Raw genomic sequence first — 26,028 nt, forward strand, 5'->3', positions numbered from 1 at the left:
TGTATGTCTTGCACAGAGGGGAGGCGCATGCGCACCTGCCAGCTCGGCAAGGGGCGCAATTGTAGAGAAGCCGTGGCACACAAGCAAGGTGATTGGCGATTATTTGAACAGCCCGAAACACTTTATGTCTGTACTGGCCCTATCGCCGGCAAGCCAGCTCCCACAGGATCGCCACAGGACCTGAACCTTGTGGCGTGCCTGTGGGGGCTGGCTTGCCGGCGATAGGGCCGGTACAGGCTGAAGATCAGCGCTTGGCCTGTCGCTGACGCACGGCCTCGAACAGGCACACGCCCGTCGCTACCGAAACGTTCAGGCTGCTGACACTCCCGCTCATCGGCAATTTCACCAGGAAATCGCAATGCTCGCGCGTCAGCCGGCGCATGCCCTTGCCTTCCGCGCCCATGATCATCACCAGCGGCCCGGTCAGGTCCTGCTGGTAGATCTCCTGCTCGGCCTCGCCCGCGGTACCCACCACCCACAAGCCACGCTGCTGGAGTTTTTCCAGGGTGCGGGAAAGGTTGGTCACGGCCACCAGCGGAATCACTTCCGCAGCGCCGCAGGCCACCTTGCGCACAACCGGGGTCAGGGTCGCCGACTTGTCCTTGGGCACCACCACTGCCGTGGCACCGGCCGCATCGGCAGTACGCAGGCAGGCGCCGAGGTTGTGCGGGTCGGTAACACCATCGAGTACCAGAATCAGCGGTGGGGTTTCAGTGCGCTCGAGCAATTCCTCGAGCATCAGCTCACCCCACACCTGGCTCGGGCTGACTTCGGCAACCACGCCCTGGTGCACACCCTCAACCCAGGCATCCATCTCACGGCGCTCGGCCTGGCCGACCGCCACGCGGTTCTCGGCGGCCAGCGCCAGCAGCGCCTGGATGCGCGGCTCGCTGCGCCCTTCCGATAGCCAGATCTGCTTGACCCGCTTCGGATGGTGCTGCAACAACGCCTGCACGGCGTGCACGCCGTAGATCTTTTCCAGCTGACTCATGACTTGCTCTTGCTCTTGCGGGGCGCGCCGGACTTCGGCGGGCCTTTACGGTGCTTGGTCGGCTTGCCGGCAGCCTTGCTGCTGCCTTTGTCCGACTTGCTGCTCGAATGGCCACCGGAACGCGCTTCGGTCATCAGCGCCTTCTTCATTTCGCGGCTCTTGCGCACTTCGGCGTTGCGCTGCACGGCGTCTTTCGGGAAGTACGCCTCGGACGCTTCGCTCTTGCGGCTACGCGGCTTCGGCGTAGCCTTGGCCTCGGTCACCGGCGGCTGCTCGCCCTTTTCGGCGACCGGTGCGGCACCGCGCCCTTTGCGTCCGATCGGCGCCTTGAGCTGCTGCTCGGACACCTCGAAGTCGATCTTGCGTTCGTCGAGATCGACGCGCATGACCTTGACTTCGATGGTGTCGCCCAGGCGGAAGCTGCGCCCGGTACGCTCACCGGACAGTCGATGGTGCACAGGGTCGAAGTGATAGTAGTCACCCGGCAGCGCGCTGACGTGCACCAGGCCCTCGACGTAGATATCGGTCAGCTCGACGAACAGGCCGAAGCCGGTCACCGCAGTGATCACGCCCGGGAAGGTTTCGCCCACGCGGTCCTTCATGAACTCGCACTTGAGCCAGTTGACCACGTCGCGGGTGGCCTCGTCGGCACGCCGCTCGGTCATCGAGCACTGCTCGCCCAGCTGATCGAGGGTATTCACGTCGTACGGGTAGATACGCGCCTTGGGGATGCTCATGGCGCCGGCACGCTTGACGTGCGGGGTATCGACCTTGGAGCGGATTACGCTACGGATGGCGCGATGCACCAGCAGGTCCGGGTAACGACGGATCGGCGAGGTGAAGTGGGTGTACGCCTCGTAGTTCAAACCGAAGTGGCCGTTGTTGTCGGTGCTGTACACCGCCTGGCTCAGCGAGCGCAGCATCACCGTCTGGATCAGGTGGAAGTCCGGGCGCCCAGCAATGCTCGCCAGCAAGGCCTGGTAGTCCTTCGGCGACGGGTCCTTGCCCTTGTGCAGGGAAAGGCCGAGCTCGCCCAGGAAGGCGCGGAGTTTTTCCAGGCGCTCTGGCGGCGGGCCGTCGTGCACCCGGTACAGGGCAGGCACTTCATGCTTTTGCAGGAACTCGGCGGTGGCCACGTTGGCCGCCAGCATGCATTCCTCGATCAGCTTGTGGGCTTCGTTGCGCACGGTCGGGCGGATTTCCGCGATCTTGCGCTGGTCACCGAAGATGATCCGGGTTTCCTGGGTTTCGAAATCGATGGCGCCACGCGTGTGGCGGGCCTCGACCAGCACCTTGTACAGGTTGTACAGGTGCTTCAGGTCCGGCAGGACTTCCTTGTACTCCTCGCGCAGCGCCTTGCCCTCGCGGGTACGGGAGTGCTCGAGCATGCTGCTGACCTTGTTATAGGTCAGACGGGCATGTGAATGGATCACGGCTTCGTAGAACTGGTAGTCGACCATCTGGCCGGCTTTGTTCATGGTCATTTCACAGACCATGGCCAGGCGATCGACATGCGGGTTCAGCGAGCACAGGCCGTTGGACAGCTCTTCAGGGAGCATCGGCACCACGCGCTCGGGGAAGTACACCGAGTTACCGCGCTGCTGGGCCTCGACGTCCAGGGCCGAACCCAGGCGCACGTAGCTGGACACGTCGGCGATGGCCACATACAGGCGCCAGCCGCCAGAGAACATGCGCAGCTTGCCCAGCGGTTCGCAATAGACGGCGTCGTCGAAGTCGCGGGCGTCCTCGCCGTCGATGGTGACGAACGGCAGGTGACGCAGGTCGATGCGCTTCTCCTTGTCCTTGTCTTCGACTTCGGAGCGGAACTTGCGCGCTTCCTTGACCACGTCCTGGGGCCAGACGTGGGGGATATCGTAGCTGCGCAGGGCAACGTCGATTTCCATGCCCGGCGCCATGTAGTTGCCGATGACCTCGACCACGTCGCCTTGCGGCTGGAAGCGCGGGGTTGGCCAGTGGGTGATCTTGATCTCGACAAACTGGCCGATCTTCGCGCCACCGTTACGCCCGGCGGTCACCAGCACTTCCTGCTGGATCTTCGGGTTGTCCGGGGTCACGTAGCCGATGCCGCCCTCTTCAAAGTAACGGCCGACCACGCTTTCGTGGGCACGGGAGATGACTTCGACCAGCACGCCTTCGCGGCGGCCGCGGCGGTCTACGCCAGAGACGCGGGCCAGGCCACGGTCGCCGTCGAATACCAGGCGCATCTGCGACGGGCTGAGGAACAGGTCTTCGCTGCCGTCATCAGGGATAAGGAAGCCGAAGCCATCGCGGTGGCCCGAGACGCGGCCGCAGATCAGGTCCAGCTTGTCTACCGGGGCATAAGTGCCGCGCCGTGTATAGATAAGCTGGCCGTCGCGCTCCATGGCACGCAGGCGACGACGCAAGGCTTCGATCTGGTCTTCTTCATACAGACCAAACTCTTTCGCCAGCTCCTCGCGCGCAGCGGGTTCGCCACGGTCGGCAAGGCGCTGCAGGATCAGCTCACGGCTGGGAATGGGGTTGTCGTATTTTTCCGCTTCGCGAGCGGCCTCGGGATCGAGGGATTGCCAATCGGCCATCAGAAGGGGTTCACCTTGGGGTATATAGATATGAATTCTGGCATAGGCCTATTGAAACCGGAAATGTAAGCGTTGGACAGCCCCAACGGCACCTCTGGTGAGCGGCAATAGACCTGTGGAATCAACAAGTTGAATTTTTTGAAATTTTTTTTGATTGGGGGCTTTACAGCCCTCCAGAGCGTCCGTATAGTGCGCACCACAACGACGGACAACCCCGAAGTTGTAGTAGAGATGAGCGGCGCTGTAAAGCATCAAGTAATCTCGAATGTGTGCCCAGGTGGCGGAATTGGTAGACGCGCTGGTTTCAGGTATCAGTGACCGCAAGGTCGTGGAAGTTCGAGTCTTCTCCTGGGCACCAAGTATTTCAAGTAACAGATGACCAAGGATCTGTTACTACTGTGTGAAGCGAACGATAGTCGCCTTCACCAGATGATGTAAAGCTTTGCCCAGGTGGCGGAATTGGTAGACGCGCTGGTTTCAGGTATCAGTGACCGCAAGGTCGTGGAAGTTCGAGTCTTCTCCTGGGCACCATACAAAAAACCCACTAGCTTGCTAGTGGGTTTTTTCTTGCCTGCGTTTTTTGTAGGCCCCTCCTCCGCGACAGGCGTCACGTGCGCATGCCTTGTGTGGCACTGACCATGGTCTGAGCATGAATTTCTCGTCACCCGGCCACTTGAGAAACGATTTCGTTTACCATTGTTTCCAAATATGTAGCCGTAAGCGAGGAAGTACCCGCATGACGATCCGCCCGCAACCGCTGATGCGTACCCTGGCCGCCGCCGTGCTGAGCCTGGTCATCGGCGCTCCGGCCGCCATGGCAGACGCCCCGGTCGCCCTGACCATGTACAACGGTCAGCACAAGGAAATCGGCGAGGCCATCGCCAAGGCCTATGAGGCCAAGACCGGCATCCACATCAATATCCGCAAAGGCAGCAGCAACCAGCTGGCCAGCCAGATCATCGAGGAAGGCGAGCGCTCGCCCGCCGACATCATCTATACCGAAGAATCTCCACCGCTGAACAACCTGGGCGAGCTGGGCCTGTTGGCGAAGATCGACGACGCCACGCTGAACATGCTGCCCAAGGAATACGTAGGCGCCAACGGCACCTGGATGGGCGTCACCGCACGTACCCGGGTGGTGGTCTACAACCCGAAGAAGATCGACGAAAAAGACCTGCCGACCACGGTCATGGATTTTTCCGACCCTGAATGGGACGGCCGCGTCGGCTACGTTCCGACCAGCGGCGCATTCCAGGAACAGGCCGTGGCCATCCTGAAAATGCATGGTCGCGAAGCCACTGAAGAATGGCTGACCGGCCTGAAAGCCTTCGGCAAGACCTACACCAACAACATGGTCGCCCTGAAGGCCGTAGAAAAAGGCGAAGTCGCTGCCGTCCTGGTGAACAACTACTATTGGTACGCCCTGGAGCGCGAGCGCGGCAAGCTCGACTCCAAGCTTTACTACCTGGCTGATGGCGATGCCGGCAACCTGGTGACCATTTCCGGCGCTGCCGCTGTGAAGGCCAGCAAGCACCCCAAGGAAGCCCAGGCCCTGCTCAACTGGATGGCCAGTGAAGAAGGCCAGCGCGTGATCACCCAGACCACCGCCGAATACCCGCTGCACAAAGGCATGGTCTCTGACCGTGGCCTGAAACCGTTCGAAGAGCTGCGCCCGCCGAAGATCTCGCCGGCTGACCTTGGCAATGCCGAAGAAGCCATCGAACTCGAACGCGAGGTCGGCCTGCTCTGATGACCGCCGCCCTGTCCCAGCCGGCGCCGGTACGCTTCGTACCGCGCCGCAAGCGCCCTTCCATCTGGGTGGTACTACCTGTGCTGTTCCTGGTGGCGATGAGCTTGCTGCCACTGCTGTATGTCGCCATCAAAGCCTGGGAAGCCGGCTGGCGCGAAGCCTTGCACCTGCTGTGGCGTCCCTTCGTCTGGGGGCTGATGCGCAACACCCTGCTGCTGATGTTCGGGGTGACACTGACCTGCATGATGGTGGGCCTGGCCCTGGCCTGGCTGCTGGAGCGCAGCAACCTGGCCGGCCGCCGGCTGTGGGGCGTGGTGCTGTGCCTGCCGTTTGCCGTGCCGTCGTTCGTCAGCAGCTTCACCTGGGTATCGCTGAGCTCGGATTTCGAAGGGTTGGGCGGGGCGATCATGGTCATGGCCTTGTCCAAGTACCCGCTGGTGTTCCTGCCGGTGGCCGCCACCCTGCGCAACCTCGACACTTCGCTTGAAGAGTCGGCACGCACGCTGGGTTGCAGCCGTTGGGGGGTATTCGTCAAGGTCACCCTGCCCCTCTTGTGGCCGTCGATGCTGGGCGGCGCACTACTGATTGCCCTGCACATGCTGGTGGAGTTCGGCGCACTGTCGATTCTCGGCCTGCAAACCTTCACCACCGCCATCTACCAGCAGTTCGAACTGGAGTTCAGCAATGCCAACGCGGCGATGCTGTCCGCCGTGCTGCTGGCGATGTGCCTGGTGATGCTGTGGCTGGAGCTGCGGGTGCGCGGCAAGGCTCGCCATGTGCGCATCGGCCAAGGCGTGGCGCGCCGCGCACAGCCGGTAAGGCTGCGTGGCTGGGCGGTGCTGGCGCAGCTTCTTTGTGTGGCCCTGGCGGTGCTTGGCAGTGGCATTCCGCTGGCGATGCTTGGCTACTGGCTGAGCGTTGGTTCGTCGGCGGCATTCCCGGTGGCAGCCATCTCCAAGGCGTTGTTCACCTCGTTGTCGGTATCGCTGGGTGGTGCCGGTTTCTGCGTGCTGCTGGCGCTGCCGATCAGCTTCCTGGTGGTGCGCTACAAAGGCCGCCTGGCGATCTGGGCCGAGCGCCTGCCTTACCTGCTGCACGCCCTGCCCGGCCTGGTGATTGCCCTGACCCTGGTATTCTTCGCCCTGCACTACGTGCCGGCGCTGTACCAGACCACGGCCTTGCTGCTGCTGGCCTATGCGCTGCTGTTCTTGCCGCTGGCGCAATCGCCGGTGCGCACCGCGCTGAACAAGGCTTCGCCGACGCTGGAAGAAGCCGCCCGCACCCTGGGCGCGAGCAGCTTTGCCGCGTTCTGCCGGGTGACCTTGCCGATCATCTTCCCGGCGATGGCAGCAGCTTTCGCGCTGGTGTTCCTGGATGCCATGAAGGAACTGACGGCGACCTTGCTGCTCAGCCCGACCGGCATGACCACCCTGGCTACCGAAGTGTGGGCGCATACGGCCAACGTCGAGTTTGCGGCGGCGGCGCCTTATGCGGCGCTGTTGATTGTGGTGTCGGGGTTGCCGGTGTACTTGCTGACTACGCGGATGTATCTGAATAAGGCTTGAGAACGAATCCAGGCTGGCGAGCAGCCTGGATTTTTGAGGGTGTCAGAAATTTTGTGTTCGGGCATAACATGAGTAAGAGGTGCATGTATGCCAACCAAAAAAAAACCGCTCCGAGAGTTACCAAAGGTTCCGCAAGAGCTGCTGAAACAGTTTTCCGCTGTTCCGCTGATGACCGCAGAAGCCATCGAAGAAGCCTCTGCGGCATTCAAGAAGGCGCTGATAGAGCGAGCCTTGAATGCCGAACTGGGTCATCACCTGGGCTATCCACCGGGCGCGCAGCGCCCGGAGGATGAAACCAACCAGCGAAATGGGAAGAGCGGCAAAACGGTACTCACTGGTGATGGCCCGCTAAGGCTGGATATCCCTCGTGACCGGGATGGCAGCTTTTCGCCCATTTTGATCCCCAAACATGAGCGCCGTTACACCGGTTTTGACGACAAGATCATCGCCATGTATGCCCGCGGTATGACGGTCAGAGAGATCCGTGCCTTTCTCTCCGAGCAGTATGGAACAGAGGTCTCGCCCGACTTCATCAGTTCCGTGACCGACGAGGTCATGGAGGAGATTGGCGCGTGGCAACAGCGGCCTCTGGAGCCGATGTATCCGGTCATTTTCTTTGATGCTCTGCGGGTCAAAATTCGCGAAGAAGGAAAGCATCGAAAGCCATGCTTACCTCTCCTTGGTAAAGATTGGGCTGATAACGACGGCTTGCAGACATCGCCATTTTAAGGCTGCTCCCAAAGGCAAACGGCGGGTTACGCTGCGCGCCTCCTAGTACGAAAGACACTAGTTCCCTGCGCCTGGTGCTGCAATAGAACGTGGACGAATAGGGCGATTTTGGGAAATTGCCTACAAGTTTGACGATGAAGGTGACTCAGTCCTGGTAAGGCGATTATCGGTATGGGGGCGGAAATGCCATCATGGCGGCAGAGCAGCTCACCCTGGCGGGCTATCGAGCTGATATGAGCAATCCCTTCGCCGTAGACCGCCACCATCCTCAAGCCCTGAACTGCCCCAGGCTCGCCCTCAGTTGTGCGGCCAGGTCATCCAGCACCTTGCTGCTGGCCGTGGTCTGCATCACCACCTCCGCCGAGCGCTCGGCCTGGGCATGAATGGTCTCTACCCGCCCGCGCACCGCCTGCGCACCATTTGCCTGCTGCTCGGCCGCTCGGGTGGCCAGGCCGATGGCCGCATGTACCTGCTCCACCGCAGCCTGCACCGACTGCTGGCGGCGTTCATTGTCACGCAACACCAGCAGCCCTTCGCTGGCCTTGAGCCCGGCCTGGCTGATGGTGGCCACGGCCTCTTTGGCACCCTTCTGCAGCGCGGCGATATGCGCCTGAATATCCCCGGTGGAGCTTTGCGTCTTGCTCGCCAGCGCCCGCACCTCATCCGCCACCACAGCAAAGCCACGCCCGGTTTCACCGGCACGGGCCGCCTCGATGGCAGCGTTCAAGGCCAGCAGGTTTGTTTGCTCGGCAATGCCGTGGATCACCGTCAGCACCACTTCGATCTGCTCGCTCTGCTTGGCCAGGCGCTCTATCACCTGAGAACCGGCGTCCACCTGCCCGGCGAGGTTCTCGATCAGGCCCGCCAGCTGAGTCGAGGTACGGCTGTTTTCGTCGGTTGCCTGGCGGATATCCACCACTTGCTGCAATGCCGCCTGCATCGCATGGCTTTCGGCCTGAGCCTCATCGGCCATGCTCGACAGATCACGCAGGCTGGCCGCCACTTCATCCCGTTGCAGCGCGGCTGCGGCATCGGCACCTGCATTGCGCTGAGCCATTGCGCCAATCTCCACGCCAGTGCGCTGCGCCACCTCGCCCGCCTCGCGAACGATTGGCTGCAGCTTGTCGACAAAGCGATTCACTGCCGAGGCCATGTCGCCAATTTCGTCGCGGCTGTCGAGCCGCACACGCTTGGTCAGGTCGCCTTCCCCTGCTGCCAGGTCATCGAGTGCAGCAATCAACAGCCGCAGCTTGCTAAGCACCCGACGGCCAAGGACCACGGCGACCACCAGCAGCACACCAAGCCCGACCAGCGCCAGACCCAGACCGATGCGCCAGCGTAGCTCCGCGGCAGCGTCACGCACAGTCTGCGCGGTATTGGCCTGCATTGCAGCAGCACTGCCTTGCGCCTTCTCCAGGCGTTCGCGCAGGGTCTTGCCACTGTCGGCGGCGGCACCGACCAGGCTGTCGCCGACCAGTTGCTCACCGCTGGCGATCAGGGCCGAGAAACGCTGGTCGAGGGCCTTGAGCTGCTGATCAATACCGGCCGTGGAGACGCCCATCACCACCTTGCCGATTTCAGCGCCATTGGGGTTGATCGGGGACTCGACGAAGTACACCGCCGGGTCCCGTCGGGCCGCATCGATCACCTTGTCCAGCGCCCGCTCACCCTGGCCCTTTTCCATCAACGCTTGGTTGATGGGGTTTTGCCGGTTCAGGTAGCGGGTCAGATGCTGGCCCTGAGCGTCGTCGTAGACCACGAACAGCACATTGGGGTTGCGCTGTGCGCGGCGGGCGAAGTCGGAAAGCACCGGCACGTCGTTGTCCCAGATGGCCCGCGGGGCCACCGAGGCCAACAGCTCGGCCATGTCATTGGCGGACTCCTTGAGGTTTTGTTCCAGCGTGCTGCGCAGTTGCTGCTGTTCGCTCTGCAGGCGTGCAGACAAGCCTGCGCTGAGGCGCTGGCGGGTGCTGCTGGACAGGCTGTCGAGGCCTGAGCGCACGTCCTGCCCGGCTTGCTCCAGGTCGCTGGCCAGCTGACGGCTGTCATTGCCCAGGCGCTCGCCAAGATCAGCCTCCAGGGCAGTGACCGTGCTACGCGTGAGTGCAACGGCAACCAGCACCTGCACCAGAAGCGCGATACCCAAGGCAACAAACACAGGCCGCAATAGGCGGCTTCGTAACAGTGAGAGGATGGCAGACACGGTGTAACCCTCGTGTTTTCTGGCGCCACTATTTTGATGGCATCGTCAGAAACTTCTTACAGCAAGGGTTGTGCCGGGGGCAGCAGGGATAAACGCCAAGGTTCAGCAATGGGTTATCCATGAATGAAAACGCCGCGGCCCCTTTCAGGGCCGCGGCGTCAGATCAGCCTGGAGGGCAGATCAGGCGAACGGGTGACGCAGAACGATGGTTTCGTTGCGGTCCGGGCCGGTGGAGATGATGTCGATCGGCGCGCCGGTCAGCTCCTCGATGCGCTTGATGTAAGCGCGGGCAGCTTCTGGCAGCTCTTCCAGGGTCTTGGCACCCAGGGTCGATTGGCTCCAGCCTGGCATCTCTTCGTACACCGGCTCCAGGCCGATGTAGCTGTCGGCATCGGAAGGGGCGTCGATGACGGCACCGTTCTCGTTCTTGTAGCCAACGCAGATGTTGATGGTTTCCAGGCCGTCCAGCACGTCCAGCTTGGTCAGGCAGATGCCCGAGATGCTGTTGACGTCAATGGCGCGACGCAGGATCACGGCATCGAACCAGCCGCAACGACGGGCACGGCCGGTGGTGGAACCGAACTCGTGGCCACGCTTGGCCAGGGTAGCGCCGGTCTCGTCGAACAGTTCGGTCGGGAACGGGCCCGAACCTACGCGAGTGGTGTACGCCTTGGTGATACCCAGGATGTAGTCCAGGTACATTGGGCCAACGCCGGAACCGGTGGAGATACCGCCAGCGGTGGTGTTGGAGCTGGTGACGTACGGGTAGGTACCGTGGTCGATGTCCAGCAGCGAGCCCTGGGCGCCTTCGAACATGATGTCCTTGCCGGCACGACGCAGGTTGTGCAGCTCGGCGGTGACGTCGAGCATCATCGGCTTGAGCTGTTCGGCGTAGGCCATGCACTCGTCCAGGGTTTGCTGGAAGTCGATGGCCGGCTCTTTGTAGTAGTTCACCAGCTGGAAGTTGTGGTAGTCCAGCAGCTCACCCAGCTTGGCGGCGAAACGCTCACGGTGGAACAGGTCGCCAACGCGCAGGCCGCGGCGCGCGACCTTGTCTTCGTAGGCTGGGCCGATACCACGGCCGGTGGTGCCGATCTTGGCTTCGCCACGGGCTTTTTCACGGGCCTGGTCGAGGGCCACGTGGTACGACAGGATCAGCGGCGCAGCCGGGGAGATGCGCAGGCGCTCGCGCACCGGTACGCCCTTCTCTTCCAGCTTGGTGATTTCGCGCATCAGGGCATCCGGGGCAACGACCACGCCGTTGCCGATCAGGCACTGTACGCCTTCACGCAGGATGCCGGACGGAATCAGGTGCAGCACGGTTTTTTCACCGTTGATCACCAGGGTGTGGCCCGCATTGTGGCCACCTTGGTAGCGCACTACGGCGGCAGCATGTTCGGTCAGCAGATCGACGATCTTGCCTTTGCCCTCATCACCCCATTGGGTGCCCAGGACGACGACATTCTTACCCATTACATTGGTCCTCATTCACGCAAACTTGGTTGCCGGCCTGTTGCCGACGCAGAAACTCACTGGGCCAGCGGCAGAACCTGCCAGCGCCCGTCTTGCTGAATCAATTGCCGATCACAATCCGCCTCGAGAGCAGCACTCAACGGCTGACCAGGCAGAGCCTGGACCACACGCTGGCCCTCGTTGCGCAACTGGCAGACTTGCTGCCAGAGGGCCGCGTCGCCACTGTCCGGCATCCAGATGCCGCCAGTTGGCAATACGACCTCCGCTCGCCCCAGTGTGACCAGGGTCTTCAAATCCGTGGAGAAACCGGTTGCCGGGCGGGCCCGGCCAAAGTCGGCGCCGATGTCGTCGTAGCGCCCGCCCTGGGCGATCGACTGACCTTCGCCCGGCACGAACACGGCGAACACCACGCCGGTGTGATAGTGGTAACCGCGCAGCTCGCCGAGGTCGAAGTACAGCGGCAGGTCCGGGTAGCGCGACGCCAGGCGATCAGCGATCGCCAGCAGGTCGTCCAGCGCCGCCAGCACGCTGGCAGGGGCACGGCCCAGGCGCACACGGGCCTCGTTCAGCACCTCGCGGCCACCGCACAGCTCGACCAGTGCGCGCAGCATGTTGCCCAGGTCCTTCGGCAGGTCGGCAGTCAGTGCCTGCACTTCGTCCACCGACTTGCGCTGCAGCGCGTCGAACAACTGCTGCTCGACCGCACCGGACAGGCCGGCCGCACGCGCCAGGCCGCGGTAGATGCCGACGTGGCCCAGGTCCATGTGCACATCCGGCACATCGGCCAGTTGCAGCGTGGCCAGCATCAGGCTGATGACTTCGACGTCGCTGGTGGGGCTGGCGTCGCCGTACAGCTCGGCACCCAGCTGGATCGGGCTGCGCGAGGTCGACAGCGCACGCGGCTGGGCGTGCAGCACGCTGCCGGCATAGCACAGGCGGCTCGGGCCTTCACGGCGCAGGGTGTGGGCGTCGATGCGCGCCACCTGCGGAGTGAAGTCGGCACGGAAGCCCATCAGGCGGCCGGACTGCGGGTCCACCACCTTGAAGGTGCGCTGATCCAGGTCCTGGCCGGCGCCGGTAAGCAGCGACTCCAGGTACTCGATATGCGGGGTGACGACCAGCTCGTAACCCCAACTCTGGAACAGGTCCAACACCTGGCGGCGCGCAATTTCGATGCGCGCAGCCTCAGGTGGCAGTACTTCCTCGATGCCATCTGGCAGTAGCCAGCGGTCTACCGTTGCCATTACGCCATTTCCCCTCTGGTCCGGGCGGCTGCCAGCAGGCAAGCCGTCAGTAAAGCCGGTATCGCGCACAGCAGCGGGCAGCACTGATCCCAGCGCAGCCACCGTACCCGACACCCTCAAATTGCCTTGCGACCTGACCAAACCGTCAACTGGCGCAGTGCCAATCAACCTTGCAGACGCAAAAAAGCCGGGAAATTTCCCGGCTGCCTCATCATACACCCCTTTTGATTCAGGATGCACCCTGCCTGGAATTTTACCTGCCAGGCGGGGTGCTCCCGATTCAGCTCAGGGGCCTGAGCATCAAGGCCTGCTCTTGTCCAGGTAACGGAAGAACTCGTTCTTCGGGTCCAGGACCATCACGTCGCTCTTGCTCGAGAAGCTCTCGCGGTATGCCTGCAGGCTACGGTGGAACGCATAGAAATCAGCGTCCTGGCTGTAGGCCTTGGCATAGATAGCGGCCGCCTGGGCATCACCATCACCGCGGGTTTCTTCTGCTTCGCGATAAGCCTCGGCCAGCAGCACACGGCGCTGACGGTCGGCATCGGCACGGATACCTTCAGCCAGCTCGTTACCCTTGGCACGGTGCTCGCGGGCTTCACGCTCACGCTCGGTGCTCATGCGGTCGAACACGCTGCGGTTGACTTCCTTCGGCAGGTCGATGGCCTTGACGCGAACGTCGACCACCTCGATGCCCAGCTCCTTGTTGGCCATGCGGTTCAGCGAAGCAGTGATGTCGGCCATCAGTGCGTCACGTTCACCGGAAACCACCTCGTGCAGGGTACGTTTACCAAACTGGTCACGCAGGCCGCTTTCCAGACGACGCGACAAGCGCTCGTCGGCGATCTGCTTCATGCCGGACGTGGCGGTGTAGAAACGTTCCGCATCCTTGACGCGCCACTTGGCGTAGGCGTCGACCATCACCGCTTTCTTCTCCAGGGTCAGGAACCGTTGGGTCGGGGCGTCGAGGGTCATCAGACGGGCGTCGAACTTGCGCACCTGGTTGACGTACGGAATCTTCACGTGCAGGCCGGGCTGGACATCGGCCTGGACCACCTTACCGAAACGCAGCATTACCGCGCGCTCGGTCTGGCCCACGATGTAGAAGCTGTTCCAGGCCACAATGGCCAAGACCACGGCGACGATCAGGGCGATCAGCGATCTATTGCTCATCAGCGGCTCTCCCTAGTGCGCAGCGGCTGCTGTTGCTGTTGCAGGTCCTGCGCTGCACGCGCGGCCGCATCGTTGGCCGATGGCGACACGCTGCCGGTTGGCGCGGACGGGTTGCGGCTGCCTTCGACCATCTTGTCCAGTGGCAGGTAGAGCAGGTTGTTCTGCCCGTCCTTGGTCGCCACCATGACCTTGCTCGAATTGCTGTAGACCTCTTGCATGGTCTCCAGATACAGACGCTCACGGGTTACGTCAGGTGCCTTGCGGTACTCGACGAGCAGCTTGGTGAAGCGGTCTGCCTCACCCTTGGCGCGAGCGATGACTTCGTCGCGGTAACCATTGGCGTCCTCGATGATGCGCTGGGCCTGACCACGGGCTTCGGGGACCACGCCATTGGCGTAGGACTCGGCCTGGTTGCGGGCGCGCTGCTCGTCTTCGCGGGCACGGATCACGTCGTCGAAGGCTTCCTGCACTTCACGCGGGGCTGCCGCGCTCTGTACGTTGACCTGGGTCACGGTGATACCGGTACGGTAGTTGTCGAGGAAGCGCTGCAGGCGTTCGCGGATATCCACGGCCATCTGCTCACGGCCTTCGGTCAGCACCTGGTCCATCGAGGTGGAACCCACCACGTGGCGCAGGGCGCTGTCGGTCGCGTGCTGAAGGCTTACCTCAGGCTGGTCGACGTTGAGCACGAAGTCCTGCAGGTTGCTGATCTTGTACTGGACGGTCAGCGGCACCTCGACGATGTTCTCGTCTTCGGTGAGCATCTGGCCCTGCTTGGTGTAGGCACGCTCGCGCGTGACGTTTTCCATGTACTTGCGATCGATTGGCGGGAAGTAGATGTTCAGGCCGGGACCGACCGTCTCATAGTACTTGCCGAAGCGCAGCACCACGGCCTGCTCCTGCTCGTCGACCACGTACACGGCGCTGTACAGCCAGATAGCCGCCAGCACCGCCAGGCCAATGCCCAGCAGACCATAGCCGCCACCCTTGCCGACATTGCGGTCACCGCCGCCACGTTTCTTGTTACCACCGAACATGCCATTCAGGCTGTCCTGCAGTTTGCGGAAGGCCTCGTCCAGATCCGGCGGACCTTTCTTGTCACCACCGCCGCCGCCGCCACCACGGCGACCGCCCCAGGGATCCTGATTGTTCGAGTTGCCACCCGGCTCGTTCCAAGCCATAGCGCTCTCCATCTGATAAAGCAAAGACGCGCCCACGGCGCGCCGTCCAATGCTACAGAATGCCTGTCACTGCTGCCCGGCGACCTCGACGAGCATTTATTGCAAAGTGTGTTGCTCGACAAACACTTGCGGCTCCATGCCTTCACGACTGACCAGGCGATTCAGTTCGACCATGGGCAGTCGCACGCTCAGCAAGCTGCGCCCTTCTTCATCATGCTCTTCACTGCGCACGGCACCCAGGGCAAAGAATTGCGCGCGCAAGCGGGCAAAACGCTGCTCCAGGCACAGTGTGCCGACAAACAGATCATCCCCCAGCAATTCTGCAATCGCCTGGCCTACAAGCTCCAGGCCACGCCCATCGCGTGCCGATACCCAGACCCGCTGCGGTTTGCCATCGGCATCGCGCTGGATCTGCGGCTCGACATCTTCGAGCAGGTCGAGTTTGTTATACACCTCGAGGATCGGCAAGCCTTCGGCACCAATCTCGCCCAATACCGCCAGCACCTGCTCGATCTGCTCCATGCGCTCTGGCTCATGGGCGTCGATCACGTGCAGCAGCAGGTCGGAGTTGCTCGACTCTTCGAGCGTAGCCCGAAATGCCTCGACCAGCTTGTGCGGCAGGTGGCGTATGAAGCCCACGGTGTCGGCCAGCACGATCGGCCCCAGGTCGTTCAGCTCAAGCCGGCGCAGGGTCGGGTCGAGCGTGGCGAACAGCTGGTCGGCAGCGTACACCTCGGATTGGGTCAGGGCGTTGAACAGCGTGGACTTGCCGGCGTTGGTGTAACCCACCAGCGACACCGACGGGATGTCTGCGCGTTTGCGCCCGCGACGCGCCTGCTCGCGCTGGCTGCGCACCTTCTCCAGGCGTGACTTGATCTGGCGAATACGCACCCGCAACAGGCGGCGGTCGGTTTCCAGCTGGGTTTCACCCGGGCCGCGCAGGCCGATACCACCTTTTTGTCGCTCAAGGTGGGTCCAGCCGCGCACCAGCCGCGTGCTCATGTGGTCCAGCTGGGCCAGTTCGACCTGCAGCTTGCCTTCATGGGTACGCGCCCGCTGGGCGAAGATATCGAGGATCAGCCCGGTCCGGTCGAGCACACGGCACTCGAACACACGTTCGAGGTTGCGCTCCTGACTGGGCGTGAGGGTGTGATTGAAAATCACCAGGTCGACCTGCTCGGCATGGACCAGGTCGTGCAGCTCCTCGACCTTGCCGCTGCCAATCAGGTATTTCGCCGAAGGCTGATGCCTTGTCACTGTCACCAGCGAGACGATATCCGCCCCGGCCGACAGTGCCAGCTCCTGAAACTCCTGCGGATCTTCGCGCGCCTCAGGGTTCTGACCTTCCAAGTGAACGAGCAACGCCCGCTCACCACCACCGTGGCGCTCAAAGAACAATGCAGGCTCCTATCAGGCGTTGCCTGGCTCGCTGTCGCCGTGCTCGGCATCGGTCGGGCTTGGCAGGCGAACCGGACGGGCCGGAACCACGGTCGAAATGGCGTGCTTGTAGACCATCTGGCTGACGGTGTTCTTCAGCAGTACCACGAACTGGTCGAAGGATTCGATCGAGCCCTGCAGCTTGATTCCGTTGACCAGATAGATGGATACCGGAACCTTTTCTTTTCTCAAGGTATTCAAGTAAGGGTCTTGTAGCGAATGCCCTTTTGACATATGCCGCACTCCTGTAAGGATAAATAATAGAAAATCAATAAAATCGATAAATTAGGCCGCCCCTTCGCAAGAATAGACGGCAATCAGCAGGGACTCAGCTCAATATGGAGATGGCCCCAAGGTATTTCAAGGTGCGGGACAGATTGTCGCAGGCCAGGCTGTCAAGCCAGTGAACATCGGGCCAGCCACGCAACCAGGTGAACTGCCGCTTGGCCAGCTGCCGAGTAGCGATGATACCGCGTTCTCGCATCTCATTCTCAGTCAGCTTGCCGTCCAGGTAATCCCAGACCTGCCGATAACCCACTGCCCGTATAGACGGCAGCCCGGCGTGCAAGTCACTTCTGGCTCGCAGCGATCGGACCTCTTCAACGAAGCCCTGTTCCAGCATTTGTGAAAATCGTAACGCAATTCGCTGATGCAAAATGTGACGATCTGTAGGAGCAATCGCCAAACTCGCGACAGTATAGGGCAAATGTCCGGCAGCGCCTGCGTCTGCGCCGCGACTTTCAGCGAATTGACGCTGGCGATGAACCGTCATGCTCTCGCCGCTCACCCGAAACACCTCCAGCGCACGGATCAACCGCTGCGGGTCGTTGGGGTGAATTCGCGCTGCCGACTCGGGGTCGATTTCGGCCAGTTGGCGGTGCAGTTCGGCCAGGCCCAAGGCGTCTGCCTGGGTTTCCAGCTCGGCACGGACCGCAGCATCGGCCGCCGGCATGTCTGCCAGGCCATCGATCAAGGCCTTGTAATAGAGCATGGTGCCACCCACCAGCAGCGGGATCTTGCCGCGCGCGGTAATGTCGGCCATGGCTTCCAGTGCGTCGGCACGGAACTGCGCGGCCGAATAGCTCTCGGCCGGGTCGCGAATGTCGATCAGCCGGTGCGGGTGGGCGGCAAGGATTTCTTTCGAGGGCTTGGCCGAACCAATGTCCATGCCGCGGTAGACCAGCGCCGAGTCGACGCTGATCAACTCGCACGGCAGCACCTTGGTCAGCTCGATAGCCAGGTCGGTCTTGCCGGCCGCCGTCGGGCCCATCAGGAATATTGCAGGGGGCTTGACGCTCATTTCATCGACCGCGCAGGAAGAGTTTGTCCAGGTCGTCCAGGCCCATCTGGGTCCAGGTGGGACGGCCATGGTTGCACTGGCCGCTGCGTTCGGTGTTTTCCATGTCGCGCAGCAGGGCATTCATCTCGGGTATTGCCAGGCGCCGGTTGGCGCGCACCGCGCCGTGGCAGGCCATGGTGCCCAGCAGTTCGTTGAGGTGCGCCTGGATACGGTCGCTGGTGCCGTACTCCATCAGGTCGGCGAGCACATCCTGCACCAGGCGGTTGGCCTCAGCCTGCTTGAGCAGCGCCGGAATCTGGCGGATCGCCAGGGTTTCCGGGGCCAGGCGCTGCAATTCGAAGCCCAGGCGCTGGAACCACTGCGCGTGCTCTTCGGCGCAGTCGGCTTCGCGCTGGCTCAAGGCCAGGGTTTCCGGTACCAGCAGCGGCTGGCCGCTGAGGCCTTCGCTGGCCATGGCCACTTTGAGGCGCTCGTACATGATGCGCTCGTGGGCGGCGTGCATGTCCACCAGCACCAGGCCGACGGCGTTCTCGGCCAGGATGTAGATACCCTTGAGCTGCGCCAGCGCATACCCCAGCGGCGGAATGTCACCCTGGCTTTCAGGCAGGGCCGTCGCTGGCGCCGCGCCACCACCTTCCAGCGGTTTGTAAAAGTCGCGATAGACCGCCTGCACCTCGGCGGCCGGCAGCGGTTGCGAGGGGCGCGGCGTGTACTGGTACTGGTAACCCGCGCCACTGCCACCGTTGGAAAACGACTGTTGCGGGGCACGCGGCTGTTCAAGCACCGGCGAGGCCAGGCGCATTTCACCCTGTGGCCCGAATTCGCCGGCCTGGGGGCCTGTGGGGCGGACCATCTCGGTCACCGCAGCAGGCGCCGCCAACTGGTCTTCCGGGCGTACATCGGCCAGGGCGCGGTGCAGGGTGCCATACAGGAAGTCGTGCACCGAGCGCCCTTCGCGGAAGCGCACCTCGTGCTTGGTCGGGTGCACGTTGACGTCGACGCCGTTGGGTTCCAGCTCGAGAAACAGCACGAACGTCGGGTGCCGCCCGTTGAACAGCACGTCGCGGTAGGCCTGGCGCACCGCGTGGGCGACCAGCTTGTCGCGCACTGCACGGCCGTTGACGAAGAAGTACTGCAGGTCTGCCTGGCTGCGCGAGAAGGTCGGCAGGCCGACCCAGCCCCACAGGCGCAGGCCGTTGCGTTCGACGTCGATCGGCAGCGCCTGCTCCATGAAGCCCGCGCCACAGATGGCGCCCACCCGCCGTGCGCGGGCGGTCTCGTCGTGGGCTTCGTGCAGGCTGAGGATGCTCTTGCCGTTGTGACGCAGGTGGAAGCCGACATCGAAACGCGCCAGGGCCAGCCGCCGGATGACTTCCTGCAGGTGATCGAATTCGGTTTTCTCGGCCTTGAGGAACTTGCGCCGGGCCGGGGTATTGAAGAACAGGTCACGCACTTCCACCGACGTACCGACCGGGTGAGCCGCCGGCTGTACCCGCGGGGTCATGTCGCGACCTTCGGTTTCCACCTGCCAGGCCTCGCTGGCGCTGGCGGTACGCGAGGTCAGGGTCAGGCGCGCCACCGAGCTGATCGAGGCCAGGGCCTCACCACGGAAGCCCAGGCTCAATACCCCTTCAAGGTCTTCCAGCTCGCGGATCTTGCTGGTGGCGTGACGGGCCAGGGCCAGCGGCAGGTCGTCGGCGGAAATACCACTGCCGTCGTCACGCACCTTCAGCAGCTTGACGCCGCCCTGCTCCACGTCCACGTCGATACGTCGGGCGCCGGAGTCCAGGCTGTTTTCCAGCAGCTCCTTGGCGACAGAGGCCGGCCGCTCGACCACTTCGCCGGCGGCAATCTGGTTGGCCAGCCGCGGGCTGAGCAGCTGGATGCGCGAACCACCACTCATTGCGAAGCCAGCGTGGTGGCCGGGACATCGAGGCGCTGGCCGACCTTCAGCTCATCGGTCTTGAGGCTGTTGGTGCTGCGCAGGCTGGCAACGCTGACCTGGTAGCGCACGGCGAGCATGGCCAGGGTTTCGCCTGGGCGAACCGTGTGCTCACGCGGGCCTGCGGCAATCTTGCCGGTGTCGCGCAGCCAGGCCACATAGGTGCCCGGTGGCGGGTTCTGCTGGAAGTACTGGCGCACGCCCGTGTGAATAGAACGGGCCAGGGCCTGCTGGTGGCTGGCGGTGGCCAGTTTGGCCGCTTCGTTGTTGTTCGAGATGAACCCGGTTTCAACGAGGATCGACGGAATATCCGGGGACTTCAGCACCATGAAGCCGGCTTGCTCCACACGCTGCTTGTGCAGCGAGGTGACGCGACCCATGTTGCCCAGCACCTTCTGCCCGACGTTGAGGCTGGAGCTGAGGGTGGCGGTCATCGACAGGTCGAGCAGCACACCGGCCAACATCCGGTCCTTGTCATCCAGGCTGACATTGCCCGCACCACCGATAAGGTCTGAGCGGTTTTCCGTGTCGGCCAGCCAGCGCGCGGTTTCGGAGGTGGCACCACGGTCGGACAAGGCGAACACCGAGGCGCCAAAGGCAGCCCGCGACGGTGCGGCGTCAGCATGAATGGAGATGAACAGGTCGGCGCCCTTCTTGCGGGCGATTTCCGTGCGTTTGCGCAGCGGGATGAAATAGTCGCCAGTACGGGTCAGCTCGGCCCGGAAGCCTTTCTCGCGGTTGATCTGGCGCTGCAGCTCTTTGGCGATCTGCAGCACGATGTCTTTTTCATGCTGACCACGCGAGCCGGATGCACCCGGGTCTTCGCCGCCATGGCCGGCGTCGATGGCGACCACGATGTCCCGCTTGCCGCTCGGTACCGGCGGCAGCTTGATGGCGGGCTGGGCCGGGCTCACCGGCACCGCAGGCGTGGTCGCCGGGGTTTGTACCGGGGTCGGGGCCGGGGGCGGGGCGCTGGCGGCGATGGCGTCGGCTTCCTGGTCGTACAGGTCGACCACCAGGCGATTGCCATACTGGGCGTTGGGCGCCAGGGTGAAACTCTTTGGGGTGACCGATTTTTTCAGGTCGACCACCACGCGCAGGTCGGTCGGCGTCCGCTGGGCCGAACGCACGCTGCTTATCGGCGTGTTGGAGGTGGCCACGTTCAGTGGCGCAGCCAAGGTTGCGCCATTGATGTCGATAACCAGGCGGTCCGGCGCGCTGAGGGTGAAGACACTATGCTGCACGGGGCCTGAAAGGTCGAAGACCAGCCGCGTGTTGTCCGGCGCGCGCCACAGGCGCATGCTCTTGACTTGAGTGACGGCCAGAGCGTCAACGGTCACCGTTGTCAGCAGCAGCCCAACGATGGCGACCAGTGCGCGTATGCGCATACCTACCCCACTTACTGTTTATAGTGTTCGGCCAGTGCGACGCACCAGGCCTCGCCGCGAGCCCCCTGCGGCGAAAGGATCAGCGAGCGTCCGCCCGCTTGGGGGCTTATGGTAATGGTCAGGTCAGGCTTTGGCAAAACGCCCGTACCCTTTTCTGGCCACTCGAACAGGCAAAGCGGGTCGCCGTCGAAATAGTCACGAATACCCATGTACTCCAGCTCCTCAGGATCGACCAGGCGATACAGGTCGAAGTGAAAGGCTCGGACCTCGCCGATTTCGTAGGGTTCGACCACGGTGAAGGTAGGGCTTTTCACTGCACCAGTATGGCCCAGCCCACGAATCAGGCCACGCGACAGGGTGGTTTTACCCGCACCCAGGTCACCTTCCAGAAAAATCACGCCGCGACCGCCGGTCACTTCGGCCATTTTGCCGCCGAAGGCGACCATGGCCGCTTCATCGGCCAGAAACAGGGTTAAACCAGACACGCAGAATGCTCCTCCAACAACTCACGAATGACCGGCGCCAGATCGCTGGCCGCCAGGCCTCTACCATTCACACCCAGACGCTCGCCGGCACAGGCGTGCAGCCATACCGCCAGGCCGGCCGCCTCCCAGGCGCCAAGCCCCTGGGCCAACAACGCCGCCAGTACACCGGTCAGCACATCGCCTAGCCCCGCGCCCGCCATCGCCGGGTGACCGCGCTCGCACAGCGCCAGCTTGCCGGTGGGATCCGCCACCAGGGTGCCAGCGCCTTTAAGCACGCAGACGCTGTTGTAACGACGCGCCAGCTTGCGCGCAGCACCCGGGCGGTCCGCCTGCACCGCCTCGGTGGAAATCCCTAGCAGGCGGGCTGCCTCCCCTGGGTGGGGGGTGAGGACGCTGCCGCTGGGCAAGGCCAGCGGGGTGCGCGCCAGCAGGTTCAGGGCGTCGGCATCCCATACCTGCGGCCGCTCGGCATTGGCCACTGCCGACAGCAGGCTACGGCCCCATGCGGCCTGGCCCAGGCCTGGGCCGACCACCAGCACCGAGGCGCGCTCCAGCACACCCATCAACTGGTTGGCCGAACTGACGCCCAGACACATGACCTCGGGCAGGCGCGTCAGGCTGGCCGCGACGTGCTCCGGCCGGGTTGCCACGCTGACCAGCCCGGCGCCACAGCGCAATGCGGCTTCAGCGCTGAGCAGTACAGCGCCACCGGTACCGAGGTCGCCACCAACCACCAGCACATGGCCAAAGTCGCCTTTATGGGCGTGCGCATGCCGTGCCGGCAGGTGCGCGACGGTCACGCTGCTGAGCATTTGTTGGGTCAGGCTTGGGTGTTTGGTCTGCGGCATGGGGTCAAAGGCTCCAATGTCTGGCAGAATTATACGCACCTGAGCCCGTATTGCCTTGCCCATCCATGTCCGCTTCTACGCCTGACCTCGCCCAACTGGCCCAATCCATCAAGATTTGGGGCCAGGAACTCGGTTTTGCCCACGTCGGCATCGCCGGGGTCGACCTTGGCGAACATGAACACCACCTGCAGCGCTGGCTCGACGCCGGCTACCAGGGCGAAATGGAATACCTGGGCGCCCACGGCAGCAAGCGCTCGCACCCCGACCAGTTGATCCCTGGCACGGTACGCGTGGTATCGCTGCGCATGGACTACCTGCCCGGCGACACGCAGATGGCACAGCGCCTGGCGCAGCCGGAGAAAGCCTACGTGTCGCGCTACGCCCTGGGCCGCGATTACCACAAGCTGGTGCGCAAGCGCGTGCAGTTTCTGGCCGACCGCATTCAGGAGGCGATCGGCCCGTTCGGCTACCGCGCGTTCGTCGACAGCGCACCGGTGCTGGAAAAGGCCTTGGCCGAACAGGCCGGGCTGGGCTGGATCGGCAAGAACACCTTGCTGCTCAACCGCAAGGCGGGTAGCTACTTTTTCCTCGCCGAACTGTTCGTCGACCTGCCGCTGCCGGTGGACGAAGCCACCACCAGCGAGCACTGCGGGCGCTGCCAGGCCTGCCTGGACATCTGCCCGACCCAGGCGTTTGTCGGGCCTTATGTGCTGGATGCGCGGCGTTGTATTTCCTACCTGACCATCGAGCTGCGGGGGCCAATCCCCGTCGAGTTGCGCTCGATGATGGGCAACCGGGTGTTCGGTTGCGACGACTGCCAGATCGTCTGCCCATGGAACCGCTTTGCAAGGCATAGCCAGGAGCAGGACTTCCAGCCCCGGCACGGGCTGGAGAATGCCGAGCTGGCTGAAATGTTCTTGTGGGATGAACGGACCTTCCTGCGCAAGACCGAGGGCGGGCCTTTGCGCCGGGCGGGGTATGAGCGCTGGTTGCGCAACCTGGCGGTGGGCTTGGGCAATGCGCCGTCGACCATTCCGGTGATAGAAGCGCTGAAGGCGCGGCGCGAGGATGCGTCTGAATTGGTGCGCGAGCACGTCGAGTGGGCGCTGGCCCGGCACGGCGTTGAAGGGGATGGAGGCCGCTAGGCGTAATCGTTGATTTTGATGGTGTTGCAGACATCGAGCGCCGCGCGGGCGGCGCTCGATCTCACAGGCGCAGCAACCCTCAAGAAGAGCGCACTTACTGCTGATCGTTGTAATGAAACTTGGGCATTTCCCAGTGAAAACGTATCGCCAGCAACCGCACCAGAAACCCGCCGAACAAGGTCAGCAGCATCGCCTGCTCCGCCGGCACCTGGAAATACACACAACCCAGGTAGAACCAGGCCGCCGCGAACGACACGCTGGCATAAAGCTCACGACGGAACACCAGCGGAATGTCGTTGCAGAAGATATCCCGCAGGATGCCGCCAAACACCCCGGTGATCACCCCGCTGATCGACGCCACCAGCATGCCCTGCCCCATCTCCAGCGCGGTCATGCAGCCAATCAGGGTAAAGGCCACCAGGCCCAGGGCGTCGAGCACCAGAAACAATGAGCGCAGGCGGCGCATCATCGGTGCGATGAAAATGGTCAGCAGCGCAGCAAGGCTGGTCAACACCAGGTACTCCGGGTGCTTCACCCAGGTCAGCGGGTAATGCCCGAGCAGCACGTCACGCACCGAACCGCCACCCAGGGCCGTTACGCAGGCGATCAGTACCACGCCAAACCAGTCCATGCCGCGGCGTCCGGCAGACAATGCACCGGTCATGGCTTCGGCGGTGATGGCGATGAGGTAGAGCATCAACAACATGGCGCGGGTCCCTGCAGGAAAGGCGCGCAGTCTAACCAGTTGCCCAAGGCACCAAAAGGGGGCGCAGGCACAATATCTGCGCCCTTTCGGCTCACACCTTGATGAAGTGCTCGCGATAGTGGCGCAGCTCGGCGATCGATTCGCGGATATCATCCAGCGCCAGGTGGGTGTTGCCCTTCTTGAAGCTGTCGCGAACGTCCGGCGCCCAGCGCGCGGCCAGCTCCTTCAAGGTCGAGACATCCAGGTTGCGGTAATGGAAGTAGTTTTCCAGGTCGCGCATATGGCGGTAGAGGAAGCGGCGGTCCTGGCAGATGCTGTTGCCGCAGATCGGCGACTTGCCTTTCGGCACCCACTGCTCAAGGAAGGCGATGGTCTGCGCCTCGGCTTCGGCCATGCCGACCTTGCTCTCGCGCACACGCTGGGTCAGGCCCGAGCCGCCATGCGTGCGGGTGTTCCACTCGTCCATGCGCGCCAGCACTTCGTCACTGTGGTGAATGGCGATCACCGGGCCCTCGGCCAAGGTGTTCAGCTCGCTGTCGGTGACGATGGTGGCCATCTCGATGATGACGTCGCTGTCCGGATCCAGCCCGGTCATTTCCAGGTCGATCCAGATCAGGTTCTGTGGGTTTTGCATGCAGGTGCTCCTTGTATAGGCCGTCATAGTAGCCTAGTGGCCGGGGCACGCCCATGCGCCGCATGCAGGTAAGCGGAATGGTCCTCAGCCTGCCGTGCTAAACTGCCTGCCGTTTCAATCTGCCCCTACACCGAACCACCACGGAAATTTCATGGCCAAACGCCAGCTCAATCGCCGCCAGAACTGGCGTATCGAAAAAATCCAGGGCGAGCGCGCCGCGCGCGCCGCCAAACGCGAGCAGAATGCGCTGCAGGAACTGGAAGGTGGCGACCTGGGGCCGGAGCAACTGGGCCTGGTGATCGCGCACTTCGGCGTGCAGGTCGAGGTGGAAGCCCAGGACGGTGAAACCGCCGGCCAGGTATTCCGCTGCCACTTGCGCGCCAACCTGCCAGCGCTGGTCACCGGCGACCGTGTGGTATGGCGTGCGGGCAACCAGGGTATCGGCGTGATCGTGGCGCAGATGCCACGCAGTACCGAGCTGTGCCGCCCGAACAACCACGGCCAGTTGAAGCCGGTAGCCGCCAACGTCGACTTGATCGTGATTGTGTTCGCACCGGCCCCGGAGCCGCACCCGAACCTGATCGACCGCTACCTGGTCGCCGCCGAACATGCCGGCCTGCGCCCGCTGCTGCTGCTGAACAAGGCCGACCTGGTCAACGACGAGAACGGCCCCGGCCTGCATGCACTGCTGGAGGTCTACCGCGAGCTCGGCTACCCGCTGCTGGAGGTCTCGGCACACCACGGCGACGGCATGCAGCGCCTGCAACAACAGCTCGATGGCCACATCAGCGTGTTCGTCGGGCAGTCCGGGGTAGGCAAGTCGTCGCTGGTCAACAGCCTGCTGCCGGATGCCGGCACCCGCGTCGGCGACCTGTCCGAATGGTCTGGCCAGGGCACCCACACCACCACCACCGCGCGCCTGTACCACTTCCCCAACGGCGGCGACCTGATCGACTCGCCGGGCATCCGCGAGTTCGGCCTTGGCCACGTCAGCCGTACCGATGTGGAAGACGGTTTCATCGAGTTTCGCGACCTGTTCGGCACCTGCCGCTTCCGCGACTGCAAGCATGATCGCGAACCGGGCTGTGCGCTGCTCAAGGCGCTGGACGAAGGCCGTATCAAGCCGCAGCGCATGAACAGCTACCGCTCGATCATCGCCAGCTTGACGGAAGACAGCTACTGACCGGCTTGGCATTTATGCTGCCCGTGAGATCGAGCGCCGCCCGCGCGGCGCTTCGCGGAGCAAGCCCTAATGCCA

General features: G+C 63.2%; 20 protein-coding genes, 2 tRNA genes and 1 pseudogene. 7 read left to right on the plus strand and 16 right to left on the minus strand.

Annotation, left to right across the window (positions count from 1 at the left end):
- Nucleotides 1-244: 244 nt before the first annotated feature.
- Together rlmB and rnr are read right to left on the minus strand one after the other, a co-directional pair.
- On the minus strand, nucleotides 245-991 hold the full coding sequence (rlmB, locus tag AC5O5R_RS24515; protein WP_172228654.1) for a 23S rRNA (guanosine(2251)-2'-O)-methyltransferase RlmB: 747 nt from the start codon (nucleotides 989-991) through the stop codon (nucleotides 245-247).
- Nucleotides 988-3,570 carry a ribonuclease R gene (rnr, locus tag AC5O5R_RS24520; protein WP_494511751.1) on the minus strand — a complete coding sequence of 861 codons (2,583 nt, stop codon included), beginning with the start codon at nucleotides 3,568-3,570 and terminating at the stop codon, nucleotides 988-990. Before rnr ends, rlmB begins: the two co-directional genes overlap by 4 nt.
- Before the next feature lie 271 nt (nucleotides 3,571-3,841).
- Here rnr and AC5O5R_RS24525 point away from each other — a divergent pair.
- The 5 genes and pseudogenes from AC5O5R_RS24525 to AC5O5R_RS24545 form a co-directional block, all read left to right on the plus strand.
- Nucleotides 3,842-3,928, plus strand: a tRNA-Leu gene (locus tag AC5O5R_RS24525).
- A gap of 86 nt (nucleotides 3,929-4,014) precedes the next feature.
- A tRNA-Leu gene (locus tag AC5O5R_RS24530) sits at nucleotides 4,015-4,101 on the plus strand.
- Between the two features lie 205 nt (nucleotides 4,102-4,306).
- Nucleotides 4,307-5,320 carry an extracellular solute-binding protein gene (locus AC5O5R_RS24535; RefSeq protein WP_172288216.1) on the plus strand — a complete coding sequence of 338 codons (1,014 nt, stop codon included), beginning with the start codon at nucleotides 4,307-4,309 and terminating at the stop codon, nucleotides 5,318-5,320.
- Nucleotides 5,320-6,885, plus strand: a complete 1,566-nt coding sequence (locus AC5O5R_RS24540; RefSeq protein WP_494514797.1) for an ABC transporter permease — start codon at nucleotides 5,320-5,322, stop codon at nucleotides 6,883-6,885. Before AC5O5R_RS24535 ends, AC5O5R_RS24540 begins: the two co-directional genes overlap by 1 nt.
- An 87-nt stretch (nucleotides 6,886-6,972) precedes the next feature.
- Nucleotides 6,973-7,563 (plus strand): annotated as a pseudogene (locus AC5O5R_RS24545) (transposase); the annotation flags it as partial.
- A gap of 319 nt (nucleotides 7,564-7,882) precedes the next feature.
- On the opposite strand, the gene AC5O5R_RS24550 reads toward AC5O5R_RS24545, so the two are convergent.
- The 12 genes from AC5O5R_RS24550 to AC5O5R_RS24605 form a co-directional block, all read right to left on the minus strand.
- Nucleotides 7,883-9,817, minus strand: coding sequence for a methyl-accepting chemotaxis protein (locus tag AC5O5R_RS24550; RefSeq protein ID WP_172228237.1), 1,935 nt, complete (start codon nucleotides 9,815-9,817; stop codon nucleotides 7,883-7,885).
- 180 nt (nucleotides 9,818-9,997) lie between these two features.
- On the minus strand, nucleotides 9,998-11,290 hold the full coding sequence (locus AC5O5R_RS24555) for an adenylosuccinate synthase (RefSeq protein WP_172228235.1): 1,293 nt from the start codon (nucleotides 11,288-11,290) through the stop codon (nucleotides 9,998-10,000).
- A gap of 56 nt (nucleotides 11,291-11,346) precedes the next feature.
- Nucleotides 11,347-12,534 (minus strand): ATP phosphoribosyltransferase regulatory subunit, encoded by a 1,188-nt coding sequence (locus AC5O5R_RS24560; RefSeq protein ID WP_172228233.1) that lies wholly within the window; start codon nucleotides 12,532-12,534, stop codon nucleotides 11,347-11,349.
- A 300-nt stretch (nucleotides 12,535-12,834) separates the two neighbouring features.
- Nucleotides 12,835-13,704, minus strand: coding sequence for a protease modulator HflC (hflC, locus tag AC5O5R_RS24565; protein WP_172228231.1), 870 nt, complete (start codon nucleotides 13,702-13,704; stop codon nucleotides 12,835-12,837).
- On the minus strand, nucleotides 13,704-14,885 hold the full coding sequence (hflK, locus tag AC5O5R_RS24570) for an FtsH protease activity modulator HflK (protein ID WP_172228229.1): 1,182 nt from the start codon (nucleotides 14,883-14,885) through the stop codon (nucleotides 13,704-13,706). The genes hflC and hflK overlap by 1 nt, the downstream gene beginning before the upstream one ends.
- Before the next feature lie 96 nt (nucleotides 14,886-14,981).
- Nucleotides 14,982-16,283 carry a ribosome rescue GTPase HflX gene (gene hflX, locus AC5O5R_RS24575; RefSeq protein WP_172228227.1) on the minus strand — a complete coding sequence of 434 codons (1,302 nt, stop codon included), beginning with the start codon at nucleotides 16,281-16,283 and terminating at the stop codon, nucleotides 14,982-14,984.
- Nucleotides 16,284-16,295: 12 nt separating this feature from the next.
- On the minus strand, nucleotides 16,296-16,556 hold the full coding sequence (hfq, locus tag AC5O5R_RS24580) for an RNA chaperone Hfq (RefSeq protein WP_172228225.1): 261 nt from the start codon (nucleotides 16,554-16,556) through the stop codon (nucleotides 16,296-16,298).
- Nucleotides 16,557-16,650: 94 nt separating this feature from the next.
- Nucleotides 16,651-17,622: a tRNA (adenosine(37)-N6)-dimethylallyltransferase MiaA gene (gene miaA / locus AC5O5R_RS24585; RefSeq protein ID WP_494514798.1), complete on the minus strand. Its 972-nt coding sequence runs from the start codon at nucleotides 17,620-17,622 to the stop codon at nucleotides 16,651-16,653.
- A gap of 1 nt (nucleotide 17,623) precedes the next feature.
- Nucleotides 17,624-19,525 (minus strand): DNA mismatch repair endonuclease MutL, encoded by a 1,902-nt coding sequence (gene mutL, locus AC5O5R_RS24590; RefSeq protein ID WP_494514799.1) that lies wholly within the window; start codon nucleotides 19,523-19,525, stop codon nucleotides 17,624-17,626.
- Entirely contained in the window at nucleotides 19,522-20,952 is a 1,431-nt protein-coding gene (locus AC5O5R_RS24595; RefSeq protein WP_172232312.1) for an N-acetylmuramoyl-L-alanine amidase, read from the minus strand. Before AC5O5R_RS24595 ends, mutL begins: the two co-directional genes overlap by 4 nt.
- An 11-nt stretch (nucleotides 20,953-20,963) precedes the next feature.
- Complete coding sequence (tsaE, locus tag AC5O5R_RS24600) at nucleotides 20,964-21,437, minus strand: tRNA (adenosine(37)-N6)-threonylcarbamoyltransferase complex ATPase subunit type 1 TsaE (RefSeq protein ID WP_172232309.1); 474 nt, start codon at nucleotides 21,435-21,437, stop codon at nucleotides 20,964-20,966.
- Nucleotides 21,425-22,285 (minus strand): NAD(P)H-hydrate dehydratase, encoded by an 861-nt coding sequence (locus AC5O5R_RS24605; protein WP_494514800.1) that lies wholly within the window; start codon nucleotides 22,283-22,285, stop codon nucleotides 21,425-21,427. The genes tsaE and AC5O5R_RS24605 overlap by 13 nt, the downstream gene beginning before the upstream one ends.
- 65 nt (nucleotides 22,286-22,350) lie before the next feature.
- Between AC5O5R_RS24605 and queG the strand changes: the two genes are divergently transcribed.
- Entirely contained in the window at nucleotides 22,351-23,430 is a 1,080-nt protein-coding gene (queG, locus tag AC5O5R_RS24610) for a tRNA epoxyqueuosine(34) reductase QueG (protein ID WP_172230474.1), read from the plus strand.
- 94 nt (nucleotides 23,431-23,524) lie between these two features.
- Here queG and AC5O5R_RS24615 read toward each other — a convergent pair whose 3' ends face one another.
- Nucleotides 23,525-24,136: a trimeric intracellular cation channel family protein gene (locus tag AC5O5R_RS24615; RefSeq protein WP_172230471.1), complete on the minus strand. Its 612-nt coding sequence runs from the start codon at nucleotides 24,134-24,136 to the stop codon at nucleotides 23,525-23,527.
- A 91-nt stretch (nucleotides 24,137-24,227) separates the two neighbouring features.
- Complete coding sequence (orn, locus tag AC5O5R_RS24620) at nucleotides 24,228-24,770, minus strand: oligoribonuclease (RefSeq protein ID WP_172230468.1); 543 nt, start codon at nucleotides 24,768-24,770, stop codon at nucleotides 24,228-24,230.
- Nucleotides 24,771-24,921: 151 nt separating this feature from the next.
- On the opposite strand from orn, the gene rsgA reads away from it, so the two are divergent.
- Nucleotides 24,922-25,953: a small ribosomal subunit biogenesis GTPase RsgA gene (gene rsgA / locus AC5O5R_RS24625; RefSeq protein ID WP_172230465.1), complete on the plus strand. Its 1,032-nt coding sequence runs from the start codon at nucleotides 24,922-24,924 to the stop codon at nucleotides 25,951-25,953.
- Nucleotides 25,954-26,028 lie beyond the last annotated feature (75 nt).

The sequence above is a fragment of the Pseudomonas sp. 8_5_2 genome, from assembly GCF_059295255.1.